At 37.6% G+C, this 14,251-nt stretch carries 10 protein-coding genes and 1 other annotated feature (1 of these 11 only partly in view); all 10 genes read left to right on the top strand.

The features are described 5' to 3' along the window. Nucleotides 1–415: 415 nt before the first annotated feature. The 10 genes from FQ087_RS05850 (at nucleotide 416) to asnB (ending at nucleotide 12,799) form a co-directional block, all read left to right on the top strand. Nucleotides 416–832, top strand: coding sequence for an SRPBCC family protein (locus FQ087_RS05850; RefSeq protein ID WP_149580776.1), 417 nt, complete (start codon nucleotides 416–418; stop codon nucleotides 830–832). Beyond that, nucleotides 784–1,146, top strand: coding sequence for a hypothetical protein (locus FQ087_RS05845; protein WP_149579566.1), 363 nt, complete (start codon nucleotides 784–786; stop codon nucleotides 1,144–1,146). The genes FQ087_RS05850 and FQ087_RS05845 overlap by 49 nt, the downstream gene beginning before the upstream one ends. Before the next feature lie 160 nt (nucleotides 1,147–1,306). Next, the gene (locus FQ087_RS05840) at nucleotides 1,307–4,477 is read left to right on the top strand and encodes an ATP-binding cassette domain-containing protein (RefSeq protein ID WP_149579565.1); all 3,171 of its coding nucleotides are present in this window, start codon (nucleotides 1,307–1,309) and stop codon (nucleotides 4,475–4,477) included. 720 nt (nucleotides 4,478–5,197) lie between these two features. Then, nucleotides 5,198–5,818, top strand: coding sequence for a Type 1 glutamine amidotransferase-like domain-containing protein (locus FQ087_RS05835; protein ID WP_149579564.1), 621 nt, complete (start codon nucleotides 5,198–5,200; stop codon nucleotides 5,816–5,818). 363 nt (nucleotides 5,819–6,181) lie between these two features. Then, the gene (locus FQ087_RS05830; protein ID WP_149579563.1) at nucleotides 6,182–6,970 is read left to right on the top strand and encodes an AraC family transcriptional regulator; all 789 of its coding nucleotides are present in this window, start codon (nucleotides 6,182–6,184) and stop codon (nucleotides 6,968–6,970) included. 165 nt (nucleotides 6,971–7,135) lie between these two features. Beyond that, complete coding sequence (locus FQ087_RS05825; protein WP_149579562.1) at nucleotides 7,136–7,405, top strand: hypothetical protein; 270 nt, start codon at nucleotides 7,136–7,138, stop codon at nucleotides 7,403–7,405. Next, complete coding sequence (locus FQ087_RS05820; RefSeq protein WP_370456035.1) at nucleotides 7,389–8,633, top strand: LL-diaminopimelate aminotransferase; 1,245 nt, start codon at nucleotides 7,389–7,391, stop codon at nucleotides 8,631–8,633. The genes FQ087_RS05825 and FQ087_RS05820 overlap by 17 nt, the downstream gene beginning before the upstream one ends. A gap of 12 nt (nucleotides 8,634–8,645) precedes the next feature. Continuing rightward, nucleotides 8,646–9,557, top strand: a complete 912-nt coding sequence (gene dapF / locus FQ087_RS05815) for a diaminopimelate epimerase (RefSeq protein ID WP_304624658.1) — start codon at nucleotides 8,646–8,648, stop codon at nucleotides 9,555–9,557. A 2-nt stretch (nucleotides 9,558–9,559) separates the two neighbouring features. Then, a complete protein-coding gene (gene glnA, locus FQ087_RS05810) occupies nucleotides 9,560–10,885 on the top strand; it encodes a type I glutamate--ammonia ligase (RefSeq protein WP_149579560.1) in 1,326 nt (441 codons plus the stop codon). Nucleotides 10,886–10,948: 63 nt separating this feature from the next. Then, entirely contained in the window at nucleotides 10,949–12,799 is a 1,851-nt protein-coding gene (gene asnB, locus FQ087_RS05805; protein WP_149579559.1) for an asparagine synthase (glutamine-hydrolyzing), read from the top strand. Between the two features lie 1,431 nt (nucleotides 12,800–14,230). Then, nucleotides 14,231–14,251: a binding site (T-box leader), on the top strand; it runs 203 nt beyond the window's last position.

Here is a 14,251-nt window from a genome sequence, read left to right as displayed (position 1 = left end):
GGAAATAACTTTAAAGGTGAAAAGCTTGCTTCTGACGTTTATTAAGACAACAAAAGCTGTCTTATTAGGTTATTTTGAAGTATAATCGGTGACATTAGATGAAATAGTTATGAAAAGGTGGGGGTGGTTTTAAATAAGGTAAGTCAAGTGAGGTATGTTTAAGATGCTGTTGCCTAGTGCTGAAGAGTACCCTTAAATGAGGAAATGGTTCATTTTCAAATAGGACGTATAGCTGTTTCTAAGCATTTGGCTATCCTTAAAGATAGCTAATCTCGTAATTGCTCGAAGGGTTGGTAGAGAATCGAGGAATCGATTAAATGCCACTCCGTTGAAAGAATTTCAAGATTGGGTTTCTTTTTACAAAGGTTTCCAGACAGAAAGAATCGTGAAAATAAATCTTTTATTGGAGGAAAAAATGAAATCAGATGTATCATTAGATTTACAATTTGAAAGTTCAATCGAGCAGGTGTGGAACGCTTTAACAAATTCGGATACTCTTGTGAAATGGGTATGGGATAATGATTTTAAACCAGTCGTGGGACATGAATTTCAGTTTAGGGCAAAGCCTTCCGAATGGTGGGATGGAATTGTAGATGGTAAGGTGCTCGAAGTGGACGAGCCTCATATATTATCTTACACTTGGGTAAGTGCCGGAGAAAGCACTACTGTTACATGGACTTTGAAAAAAGGTTCAGATGGAACTATCCATCTACATCTCGATCAAACTGGATTTAGTGAAGAAACAAGAACTCGCGAGGGAGCCCTTGAGGGAGCTAAATATGCTTGGATGAATATCGGGGACCAGCTCGAAAAAGTATTAGCAGAACTGTAAAAATGACTTCTTCATCCTTTATGATGACTGCTTTTCAGGACCAAGCTTTTGAGTGGGTCATTGAATTTAGCAATCAAATAGAATTTGATAATTATTACTTGGAATCGTTTTATACAAATAAACCATTCTTCAACAATCGAGCGTATTTCAGAGGCAAGAAAGGCTCTCTTCTAATTTCTGACCTTATGGGATATCAGAAATTAAAAATAAACGAACAATTATCTGGAGTATTAGTGCAGCCAGTATTCTTTAAACGATATTCTACAATCGGGCGCTTTTCCGCAATACGGAAAGCGTCATTTTTAATGGAATAATGGATTGAGTTAACGAACATTTTTTGTGAAAATGGTGATTTAGCAAACGTAGCAGGATGATTGAAGAAGCATTTATATGATTTTTAAAAAACACAACAAATTCATTTGAAGTTTTACTAACATGGTAATACTGAATATAGAGAATGGAGATGATATAAATATGAAAATAAATCAATTAATTGCGAACAATATTAACAAATTAGATACAGTACTACCAGTAGATAAATCACTAGGAATTGCTGGTTTATCTGGTTCTGGTAAAACAACCTTTAGTCAAACAATTGGTGAAGAATCCAAGAAGCGTCTCGTTTCCTTATTGCCAAAGGCTGAATATCAGTATTTATTCCCCACTATTATGGAAACCAATTTCAGTGCCATTAAAATGGAGGAAATGCCGCTAGTACTTTTTCTTGGAAAATCAGCTATTTCTTCTAATCCACGTTCGACAATTGGTACCCATACGGGCGTTTTTAAAGAGATTCGTGAGTCGCTTGCTGAAAAATTCACTATTTCTCCAGAAGTTTTTTCCTTTAACAATGAATTAGGTTGGTGTCCTTCCTGTAAAGGACGAGGTACTACCAAAAATGTCGAATGTAAAAAGTGTGAGGGAAGGCGCTATAATCCAGACGTTGAGCAATATGAGATAGAATTATTGGGTCAATCACATAGTATTTCCGACATCAATAACTTAAACATTGAATCGATTCTTTCCCTAAGAGAAGAATTACATATTAGTGAAGCGAAACAACATATTCTGAAAAATATTATCAATATGAATATTGGTTACTTATCATTAAATCGCATTATGGGTACATTATCTGGTGGAGAATTAACACGACTTTACTTGGCAGAATTCATGGCAACAAGTGAAAATACCGTTATTATTATTGATGAAATCTCCGTGGGTCTTGATCACCAAACACTATTGAAAATTTTAGAACAGATTAAACAATTAGGCTATAAGAATCAAATTTGGCTCATTGATCATTCAGACACGGTGCTTAACACAACGGATGAGCAATTGTTCTTTGGACCTGGTAGTGGGAAATACGGCGGAAAAATTGTTGAAGAATCACCACGTCCAAAACCTATTGCTTGGGAACGAAATCAGGCAATGCCAAAAGAATATTATCAATTTCATGATCTTTACTGTCGTAATATCCAAATGGCTGAAATTCAGCTACCCCAAAATAGAATTGTCACTTTTACGGGGGAGTCTGGATGTGGTAAATCTACACTTGTCAATGAATGTATAGCCAAAGATTTTCTGAAGCGATATCCAAAAGATAAATTAGTAATGGTGGGGCAAAATCGAAACCAATCGATTACCAGTCGGTCAACAGTCGCGACTTTTCTTGATATTAAAAAGAAACTCACAAAATATAGTGAGGATATTGATGATATTTTTCAGCGCTCGATTGAAGATATTATTGAAGAACTGCCAAATGAAGACATCGCTCATAAACGCTTGAGCTTATTGATCAAACTTGGACTGGGTTATTTGACGTTGGAAAGAAAAACACAGTCTTTATCAACTGGTGAATTTCAATGTGTCCATTTAGTTTCTGAGCTGTTTGCCAACTCAAGAAACCCACATACGCTCTTTATTTTTGACGAGCCTTCAAAAGGTTTATCACAAAATATTTTAAATCAATTCATTGATAGTGTCAGGATCGTTCTGCAGGATGAATCTGTCTCAATGATAATGATTGAACATAATCCTTATATGATAGAAAACTCTGATTTCATCATCGATTTTGGCGAAAGGCAGCTTGCACCTGTTCAACATCTGGATGTTGTCAGTCATGATGATTATTATCAACAACAAAACCATGCGGATAGTGTTACTCCATTGCAAATTTCTTCAACTATTAATCAACAACACGGCATTAAGTATTTAAACGAAAATCAGATTGCCTACTTTAAAAATGCGGAAAACGTCTATAAGGGAGGCATCTTAAAAAGCTTATCATCAATGGCACGTTTGATATATGGTGAATACGAATCCGATACAATTGCGCCCGTTATCGCCATTGATCTGGAACGGCACTTGTATAGTCAATATAGTTTTCTCTATGAAATTGGTGGATTGATCAACCATATTGTGGCTGCTCATCCGACTAATAAAAATACGCAGAGCTTCGATTTCTATAATCAAGACAATCATTGTCCAAGTTGCTCTGGCCGCCGGATTATTGAAAAGTTTGATATAGATGTTGTGATTCAAGACAAAAACGCTCCATTCTGGGATGGTCTATTGCATCCAGATGTGATGGAGGTATTAAAACATTATCAATATTCAAGATTGGAATTCATTTTTGGTGAGATTAAAAATGAACTCGGACACGATATGAGTAAAAGTTATAATGAGATGACAGAAGAAGAAAAGCATACCTTTTTATACGGGTATTTGGAAAAGTCATTTTATGATAAAGCGGCCAAGACGCAGAGAACATGGCAAGGCTTTAATAGCATTATTGGGATGTATATGTTTATTTCGAAATCGATTATTAAAGAGCATATGAAAGCGTCTAAAGAGAGAATTACATGTCCAATTTGCGAAGGGTCTGTGTTAAACCATCATAAACAGCTCAAATTTGGCGATACAGATATTCGTGAAATTATAAAGCAGCCGCTTGATCAAGTATTGAAAACAGTAGGAGCGTTACCGGAACTGGTAAAATTGAAATCTATTGTTGGCGGGGATATGACTTTGACGGAAGATGTCTCTTTACTACCTAGGAAAACACAAGCCGCGCTAAAAGTTCTTGAACTAGAGCTAGCAAGCTTTGCCCACTATGAAATCGTTTTACAAAATGCCCTGCCATTCTGGGACAATATTAGTGGTAATATCGAAGCAATCAGCACTAATAATCGCATCACAATCTGTGATTTTGCCAATATCACTGAAACGAGAGAAACCATCATTGATAAGTATTTCACCAATGGAAAATACAAAAAACTGACGTATGTCTATGAAGCGTTAGGTTATAAAAAAATTGTCACCCTAATTAATAAGATTAAAGCAAGTCATCCATGCCCATTCTGTAAAGGGAAGAAAGTAATATCGGAGGATGGACTCCATGATGGCGTTTATAAACTGTCGGTACCATGTGTTAGTTGTTATGCAAGTGGTATCAATGATGAAGGGCGTAAGGAAATCGTCGAGGGCATAGACGTGCAAACATGGCTAACTGGCAATGTAAGTGATGTTGTTACTGACAGCTTAAATCTTGATCCTATAGCAGATCTTCTGATTTTTAAGCGTATTCGTGAGTTGAATAAGCGAGATATGATGGCTGTTTATCAATGTCTTGAGCGAAAAGTTTAAAATATACCGGCATTGTAGTTCAGTGGCTTTTATTTCAGGATTTAGTATAATAATTGAAGTAGGTTTTTTAAAAGAATTAGATATTATTATGACGATTTCATAACGATAATTGATTCGTTTTTGCTGTTATAGGTAATATTGAAGAATAGAAAACTGATCACGAAAATATAGACAGACATGCAAAAATACTAGGGTTCTATTTGTTTACAGGAATAAGGCTTAATGTTATCTCATTTTTTCTTTAACTCTATCTTGAAGGCATCTTTAAGTGGGGGATTTTTAGCAATTGATTATCCTTGAATAGGTGAAATTGCAGGTTCATTGCACGAAACTATTCGAAATAGAGACTACTCTTGTAAAGATCAGACATCCACGTGAATGTCTGATCTTTATTGTGTTTTATGGGAATTATTATTCTATTGCATACACTAAGTTAGAAAATATGAATAAAATATTGGATTGTTATAAGATGGATCTGAAAAGGGGATTTTTAAATCGCATTGTACAGCAGTGTAATTACGTGAATTATCTTATGAATTTCGCGTAGGTCGTAGTGAGGGAAGAAAGAATCTTTAAATCCAAATCCAGATATAAATCGCCTCTATAAAACGATGAAATTTAATATTGTTCTGAATTGAATTTTTCTTATTGTGATTCTACAACAAGTAGGTAAAGTATAGAATAATAGCTACGTTTAAATGTGAGAATGGGGGGAGTTACATGGATCGTCAAATTTTTGCAATCTCGGGAGGGGGATTTTCGATGGAATCAGAATCCCAACTTGATAAGTACTTATTGCAGTTAGTACGTGGAAAAGCGAAAGTACATATTTGTTTTATTCCAACAGCGAGCCAGGATGCACCAGGTTATATTGAGAAGTTTTATAATGCATTTCGAGACCAAAAGCCAACACATATATCGATGGATGAAATGCGATCTGGAGATGTGAGAGAGAAGTTGATGAGACAGGATATTATCTATGTTGGTGGGGGGGACACGCACTATATGCTCGAGGTTTGGAAGGAAACAGGTTTTAATGGATTACTTTTAAAGGCCTATAATCAGGGTGTTATTTTGGCAGGTTTAAGTGCAGGTGCTATGTGTTGGTTTGATACATGTTTTAGTGAGATGGATAAAAAAGGATATGGGGAATTTGAAGGATTAGGGTTCTTAAAAGGTACATTTTGTCCGCATTATAATGCCAAGGAACGTAGGAAAATATTTGATGAATGGCTAAAGACAAAAGGAAAAATTACGTCATATCTAATTGAGGATTATGAGGCTCTGCATTTTAAAAATGAAACATGGGTAGATAGAATCGCTTCAAGTTCAAGAAATTGAGTTGATAATATTCAAGGAGATGAAATAAACGGAAAGTGTATTTCAGTTTAAACGCTTATATCTAACTCTTTTTGATGACTCGCACTTTGAGTCTGCGAAGAAGGTTGTGAGTGATGAAGAAGTGATGGCATTATGCAATTGCACTTCTTTAGTTGAAGTGTTGTTCCGAATTATTGAAGGCTATAGGAAATATCACAACTAACGGTTTATGGGTATACGCCGAATAAGAAATAGAAACTAAAAATAGGGATTTTAGCAAGTTTTACTGGATATGGTTACATCAGATTAATCATAGACATAAGATAGACGAGTATTATTAGAATTCCTATTTAAAAGTTTGCTGAAAAAATAAGGGGGTGCTGCATGTTAGATTTGAATCCAGATCAATTTATATTGAAACCGGTATTTGCCACTATTCATTGTGAGCCGAACTGGCAATGGAAAAAACGAGATAAACCGTTCTCTAATTATGATTTATTTTATGTTTGGAGCGGAGAAGGGACATTGGTACTAAACGATAAGCCTTATGATGTACAAAAAGGGCATTGTTTTCTTTTTAAACATGGAGATGTAACAACAGCCACGCACAATCCCCAGGACCCCCTAGTAGTAACCTATATTCATTTTGACGTAAATGAATCACCACAGATGGTCCCCATTGCTCATCGGCTAGTCGAAAATACTACCAGCTTTGAATCACTGTTAACTCGTTACGTTCGCTTGTTATTGGTGAAAACATTTGGAATGGAAATAGAAGCAAAGCTTATCCTAAAGCAGTTGATGATTAACCTATTACGAGAAGCAGAAGAAAAGGTAGAGCAAATGACTTGTACGAGCAATAGCTTGCTGGAAACTGTTCGAGAAATAGCCAACTATATTCAGCAGCATCCAGGTGAACAGCATTCAATTGGAGGGTTAGCAGCCCGAGCTAATCTTTCTCCAAGGTATTTTTCTCAAAAGTTTAAAGAGATAATTGGTCATACGGTTAGATCATATATCATTCGTTCACGTATTGAAAGAGCGGAACATTTACTGCGTTATTCAGGAATGACAGTGACAGAAACTGCGTGTGTCCTAGGATACAGCGACCTCCATTTTTTTAGTAGACAATTTAAAAAGTACACAGGTAAAAATCCTTCAGAAATCCGATAATCTTGCCAGGCTCTTCTGCTTGGTTTTTTTATTGCAAATTTCCGTCATTGCCATTAAAGTGCAAATGTTTATTCAATGAGTCTAAATCAATTTCATTTTAAAATCGATATTATAGAATTATAAATTGAATTCAAGCAGCAGAGGAGAGTTTCAAATGGAAAAGATATGGAGAAAAAACAGGGTATGTACGATCCTCAGTTTGAACACGCTGTTTGCGGAATTACTATACTGGCGAATATAAAAGGCGATAAATCCGATGCAATTGCCGTTCAAACCTTAACTTTGCTTGAAGGGTTCGCCCATATCGGCAGGAGAAGAGCGGATGCAGGGTTAGTTTGGGCAATTCAAAAAGGTAAGGATGCGGCTATGATATTCAATGAGCCCACCTTGAGCAGGATGGCCTTACTGTTTTGGAGGAATGGATATGTCAACTGATTATATACAACAATTGTTCGCAGACCGTTTAGGTGGAAAACAATTTGGCTTGAATGAAGAAATCTATAAATTCGAAAGAATAAAGAGGGTGAAAAAAGAGGTCTTGCTGGCAAATCCTCTGATGGAATTGATCGATCTTGGAGTTGGTGAGCCTGATGCAATGGCAGATAAAGCAGTTGTGAAAATATTGGAGGACGAAGCAAAGAAACTTGAAAATCGCATGTATGCGGATAATGGAATTGTTGAATTGAAGCATGCTGCCGCAAAGTATATGAAACATGTATTTGGAGTGAATAATCTTGACCCAGAAACAGAGATTAACCATTCAATCGGGTCAAAGTCGGCATTGGCTATGATTCCTACAGCTTTCATCAATCCTGGTGATATTACACTTATGCCATCGCCCTGTTATCCCATTTTAGGTACCCACACAGAGTATTACGGAGGAGAAGTTGTCCATCTACCGTTATTGGAGGAAAATGCATTTCTGCCAAAACTAGATTCATTGAGTGAGGGGATTTTGAAGAAAGCGAAGCTACTTTACTTGAATTATCCAAACAACCCAACAGGAGCTGTTGCAAATGCGAAATTCTTTGAGGAAGTAGTTCAATTTGCAAAGAAAAATCAACTGATCGTTGTGCACGATGCCTCTTATGCTGCTCTCGTATTCGATGATGAAAAGCCGCTAAGCTTCCTTTCTGTACCCGGGGCAAAGGAGGTGGGAATAGAGCTTCACTCCTTATCGAAATCATTCAATATGACAGGCTGGCGCATTGGGTTTATAGCGGGAAATTCGAAACTTGTCAATGCGATTAAGACTGTGAAGGACACTATTGACTCTGGTCAATTTATCGCCATACAAAAAGCAGCGGCATTTGCTCTTTCTCAACCAGAGATTACAGAACTCACTGCCGCGAAGTATTCACGGCGTCACGATCATTTGACAAAAGTATTAAGTGAGTGCGGCTTTAATGTTAAAAAACCGAACGGGGCATTTTTCTTATATACCAAGATACCAAAAGCGGTAGCAGACGGTCCTCAATTTAAGTCTGCGGAAGAGTTTAGCCAGTATTTATTACGTGAACATTTAATATCCAGCGTTCCATGGGATGATGCCGGACACTATGTGCGATTTTCGGTTACGTTTCAAGCGAATGGAGTGGAAGAAGAACAACGAGTAATCACTGAAATCAAAGCAAGGTTGAGTACATCCAAATTCATCTTTTAAGGGGGGATAAAGTTGTTGTTTACTAAAATGCATGGATTGGGTAACTCCTATGTTATTTTCAATCAATTAGAAACTGAAATGGTCTATCAAGACTATAATTATCTTGCCCAAATAGTCTCTGATGTGAACTTCGGTATCGGATCTGACGGCATAATCCTAATAGGCTCTTCGGATATAGCAGATTTTCAAATGAGAATTTTTAACGTGGATGGATCGGAAGCGAAGAATTGTGGCAACGGTTTGCGTTGTGTAGCAAAGATTCTTTTTGATCAAAAGTACGCTACAACATCCCCTTTTACAATTGAAACATTGGGTGGGGTAGTGAGCGTAGAACTGGATGTAGACAATGAAAAAAACGTGCAGTATGTAACTGTCGATATGGGAGAGCCCAAACTATTAAAAAATATGATACCGATGCAAGGAGATCCATTCGCGGTTGCGATAGATGAACCGCATTCATTTAGAGGTGAAGTGTATCGCATAACTTGTGTATCGATGGGGAATCCACATGCGATCATGTTTGTCGATGATGTGAATGAAGTTCTGTTAGATAAAATAGGTCCTGAGATAGAAAATTCCGATTTATTTCCAGATCGAATAAACGTCGGCATTGTACATGTCAAAAATAGCCGAGAAATTGATTATCGAGTGTGGGAACGAGGATCGGGCATTACAATGGCTTGTGGAACAGGCGCTTGCGCTGCAGTAGTGGCTGCTACCTTAAACGATATGGTTGACAGACATCTTCCAATCACAGTACATCTTCCTGGTGGAGACTTGACGGTAAGTTGGGATGAAGATGGACGCGTATTGAAAAGAGGAAAAGCGACATATATCTGCCAAGGAGAACTGGATAAAGACATCTGTATTATAGGTTCCATGATAGATGAAAGTAATGATATTAGACGGAATGGGAGGGGTTAAGTATGAATAGAGAATCTATATTAGATTTGGCAAAAGAGCAAAATGTAAGGTATATTCGACTGCAATTTACAGACTTATTTGGAACAATTAAAAATGTTGAAATTCCAATCAGTCAGTTGCCAAAAGCACTCGATAACAAAATGATGTTTGATGGTTCATCAATTGAAGGATTTGTACGTATTGAAGAATCGGATATGTATTTATATCCAGATTTAGATACGTTTATGATCTTTCCTTTTTCAACAGAGAAAGGAAAAATCGCGCGCCTCATCTGTGATATATATCATCCAGATGGAACACCATTTGAAGGTGACCCTCGAAATAATCTTAAGAGGGTTTTAAACGAAATGAAAGAACTCGGGTTTACTGATTTCAATGTTGGTCCTGAACCTGAATTTTTCTTATTTAAACTCAATGATAAGGGTGAACCAATACTGGAGTTGAATGATAATGGCGGTTATTTTGATCTTGCACCGACTGACCTAGGAGAAACTTGCCGTCGTGATATCGTATTGGAACTGGAAGAAATGGGATTTGAGATTGAAGCTTCCCATCATGAAGTAGCACCCGGTCAGCATGAAATTGATTTTAAATATCAAAGTGCCATTAGAGCTTGTGATGATATTCAAACCTTTAAGCTTATCGTTAAAACAATTGCCCGCAAACATGGGCTGCACGCGACATTTATGCCTAAACCATTATTTGGCATAAACGGATCGGGGATGCATTGTAACTTGAGCTTATTCAAAAATGGTGAAAATACTTTTTATGATCCAAACGATTCACTAGAAATAAGTGAAACTGCAAGAAATTTTGTAGCAGGAATTCTGAAACATGCTCAGGGTTTTACTGCTATAACAAACCCCACCGTAAATTCCTACAAAAGATTAGTCCCCGGATATGAGGCGCCATGCTATGTGGCTTGGTCAGCAAGAAACAGAAGTGCACTTATTCGAATCCCGGCATCACGTGGGTTGAGTACACGTGTAGAAGTTCGTAGTGTTGATCCTGCTGCAAATCCGTATTTAGCCATGGCTGTCCTGCTTGCTGCGGGATTAGAAGGTATTAAAAATAAATTAACACCTCCTGAAACAATTAACCAAAATATCTATGTGATGTCAATAGAAGAGCGGGAATCAAACGGAATAATTGATCTACCGGCTACTTTAGCTGAGGCATTAAAAAATTTAAAAGCAGACAAAGTGATTACTCATGCTTTAGGAAGCCATTTGTTGAAACGGTTTATAGCAGCGAAAGAAAAAGAATGGGATATGTATAGGATACATGTACACCCATGGGAACGCGATCAATATTTGTCGCAATATTAATAATGCGGTGGATGGTTAAAAGAAGCTAATAGAAAAATTTCTAATGAGAAGGAGTGATCGCTAGTGTGTGGAATAACGGGATGGGTTGATTGGCATCAAGATTTGACACAACAAGTATTCATTGTGGAAAAGATGGCAAATACATTGGCGAAGAGAGGTCCGGATGCTTCGAATGTATGGAGTTCGCGTCATCTGTTACTAGGTCATACACGGCTTATAGTTGTCGATCCTGCCGGAGGTATTCAGCCGATGTCAATAGAAAAAAACAGTAATACTTTTACTTTCGTATATAACGGAGAGCTTTATAATACTGAAGAAATTAGAAAGGAATTACTAAAAAGAGGGCATTCATTTCAGTCTTATTCCGATACTGAAGTGTTACTAACGGCATATATCGAGTGGGGAGAAGATTGTGTAAAGCATCTAAATGGAATTTTTGCATTTACTGTTTGGGATCAACATCGGGAGCAGCTTTTTATGGCACGAGATCGTCTTGGTGTTAAACCGCTATTTTACCGTGAAGAGAACGGATCGCTCTTGTTTGGTTCAGAGATCAAGGCGATTCTAGCACATCCTAAGGTGAAAAGTGAAGTGGACAGGGAGGGGTTTCAGGAAGTGTTTGGATTAGGACCCTCCCGGACTCCGGGTCATGGCGTCTTTCGGGGCATTAATGAACTTCGCCCAGCGCATGCAATGACTTATAATCGGAATGGACTGAAGATTTGGCGTTATTGGAACGTAGAAAGCAAAAAGCACCATCATACGTTAGATGAGACGGCTGAACAAGTGAAAATTCTTGTTCAGGATGCCGTTGAGCGCCAGTTAGTCGCTGATGTACCTGTTTGTACTTTCTTATCTGGGGGTATTGATTCGAGCGCGATTAGTTCATTTGCTTCAGAATTTTTCAAAAAAGAGGGACGCGGTTCTCTTCATACCTACTCCATTGACTACGAGCAGAACAATCAATATTTCAAAGCGAGTTCCTTTCAGCCTGATCAAGATGCACCATGGATACAGAAAATGCAACAATATTTGGGCTCTAATCATCACTCGGCCATTATTAATAATGATCAACTCGCAAACCTGTTGGAAGAAGCAGTCATGATGAGAGATTTACCTGGTATGGCAGACGTAGACTCATCATTGTTATGGTTTTGCGATCAGATAAAACAAGACTACACTGTTGCTTTGTCTGGTGAGTGTGCAGATGAGATCTTCGGAGGGTATCCATGGTTTTATAAAGAAGAATTACTGAATGGAAATGAGTTTCCGTGGATGCGGTCCCAAGCGGAAAGACAGCAGCTATTGCTTCCACATTGGCAAAAGAAACTCGATTTAGAAGGGTATGTGAGGGATCGTTATAACGAAACGATTAGTGAAGTGCCTCGTTTAGGAGGAGAAACCCAAATTGAAATACGGCACCGGGAAATGTCTTATCTAAATATGATTTGGTTTATGTCAACGCTTTTGGAGCGAAAAGATCGTATGAGTATGGGAGCGAGTTTAGAAGTACGGGTTCCATTCGCTGATCACCGCATTGTTGAATATGCCTGGAATATACCGTGGGAAATGAAAATGCTGAATGGCCAAGAGAAAGGGATATTACGAAAGGCTTTAGAAGGAGTACTTCCTAATGAAATTCTTTACCGGAAAAAGAGTCCGTATCCTAAAACTCATCATCAAACATATATGAACCTAGTTAAGGCTAAGTTAAATAATATCCTAGATAATAAAACATCTCCACTACTAGAGCTCGTCTCAAAACAAAGAGTAATGGACATCATCGATTCAGACGGATCCTCATTCAAAACTCCTTGGTTCGGTCAGCTTATGACAGGCCCCCAACTCATCGCCCACCTTGTCCAAATTAACATGTGGTTAGAAAATTACAATATAAACATCATTGATAACTAATCTTGTTCGTTGTTTATTGATTTTGAGCGGCGGCAAGCCGATACATGGTTTATTTCGGTGACATCTCCTCGCTGACCTGTAGATGTAGTAATCCCAGGGGGAATAGCGTAATCCTTGGGGTTATTCTTATTCCTACATTATTTCGTTCAAATGGTTTTCTCACCTTCCTAAAGAAAGAGAGAAAAATCTCAACCATTTAATCCTAAAATGAACGATGATTTTAATATTAAATAATAGCACGTCTGTTGATTAACCAAAAAGTTATCGATAAATAACTTGCCCCCCAAAGGCCGATACTTGTATAGTTGCGCTTTTGGATCGCATTGGATTAAATGACTTCTAGTGAGATTTCCGTGATGTCTGGATGTGTAGTGATGCGACTTTGTCGCATCACTACACATTTTTTTTCGGTATTCGTATGGTTGTCCTTCATCCGTCGCGCTCCAAATGCATAAGTACGCAGAGTGCTGAAGATTTCTGTGACGAAAGAATAGCAGGCTTCTTACCTGGAGAAAAGCCGCCAAAGATGAAATTTTGGCGGCTGATACTTTCTCTATGGTTTTTTCTTATTTATTTTAGAGAAGTGTCACTTACTATAGGGCGACACAAGCTTAGATGCATACTCTTTACTAAAAGTAAGCATGGAACACATTCTACAAAGTACAAGAGTGCCCGAAATTGTATCTTCGGGCACTTACTATTTCTATAGAAAGTCATCTATTCTTTTCTTTCCAAGCAACTGCATTTTTCACTTGAACATTGTAGGGACGCGACAGGCAACTATTTGCAACATAGAAAGAGTTGGATCAAATTAACGAGTTTGAGAGCTAACCATTATGTGATGTATAAGAAATATATCAGTAAAACAAAAAGTCTTGGGGTAAGGATTTTTCAATAGAAGCGTCATATTCTTGCTTAGAAATTGCCAGAAATCATAGGCAAGCACAAGTGATCACAGAATATGCGAGTCCAGATAATAAATAATCCTAAATGGTTAGAAATTTTTTTGTAGGTATGATTTGGATTGGGGATACGGAGCATGAAGAATCTAGCTATGAGTATCACTTTTTACTAATGGTACATATCCTGTATTGGATGCAATCAGAAAAAGCTTGATATTCCATTTACTTTGTTGTAGGATATTATCTAATTAGATTTTAGTGAATTTTAACTATATTTGTAATAGCGATGATAAAGACATGAATTGTTTTTATGGTTTCCAGAGAGGGAAGTAACGCTGAAATCTTCCTAACATAAAAAAACAATTTACCACTTTTGAGCTGCATTAAGCCGTCTATGCTACGTTACAGCACCATGAGCAAGCACCATTGTTGGATGGTGTTAGAAATTTGGGTGGAATCACGAGAAACACACTCGTCCCTTTACTAGGGATGGGTGTGTTTATTTGTATAGAAATATAACTGAATAACGATAAAAGCGATGACAAAGACA

It is taken from the genome of Sporosarcina sp. ANT_H38 (assembly GCF_008369195.1).
In the GTDB taxonomy this organism is placed as follows: Bacteria; Bacillota; Bacilli; order Bacillales_A; family Planococcaceae; genus Sporosarcina.
The sequence above is the reverse complement of the archived record's forward strand: the minus strand, read 5'-3'. Positions and strand labels throughout refer to the sequence as shown.

What these genes read in the sequence shown, in the direction of transcription:
- FQ087_RS05850 (WP_149580776.1), top strand. Translation starts at nt 416, where the DNA reads ATGAAATCAGATGTATCATTAGATTTACAATTTGAAAGTTCAATCGAG.
- FQ087_RS05840 (WP_149579565.1), top strand. Translation starts at nt 1,307, where the DNA reads ATGAAAATAAATCAATTAATTGCGAACAATATTAACAAATTAGATACA.
- FQ087_RS05835 (WP_149579564.1), top strand. Translation starts at nt 5,198, where the DNA reads ATGGATCGTCAAATTTTTGCAATCTCGGGAGGGGGATTTTCGATGGAA.
- FQ087_RS05830 (WP_149579563.1), top strand. Translation starts at nt 6,182, where the DNA reads ATGTTAGATTTGAATCCAGATCAATTTATATTGAAACCGGTATTTGCC.
- FQ087_RS05825 (WP_149579562.1), top strand. Translation starts at nt 7,136, where the DNA reads ATGGAGAAAAAACAGGGTATGTACGATCCTCAGTTTGAACACGCTGTT.
- FQ087_RS05820 (WP_370456035.1), top strand. Translation starts at nt 7,389, where the DNA reads ATGGATATGTCAACTGATTATATACAACAATTGTTCGCAGACCGTTTA.
- glnA (WP_149579560.1), top strand. Translation starts at nt 9,560, where the DNA reads ATGAATAGAGAATCTATATTAGATTTGGCAAAAGAGCAAAATGTAAGG.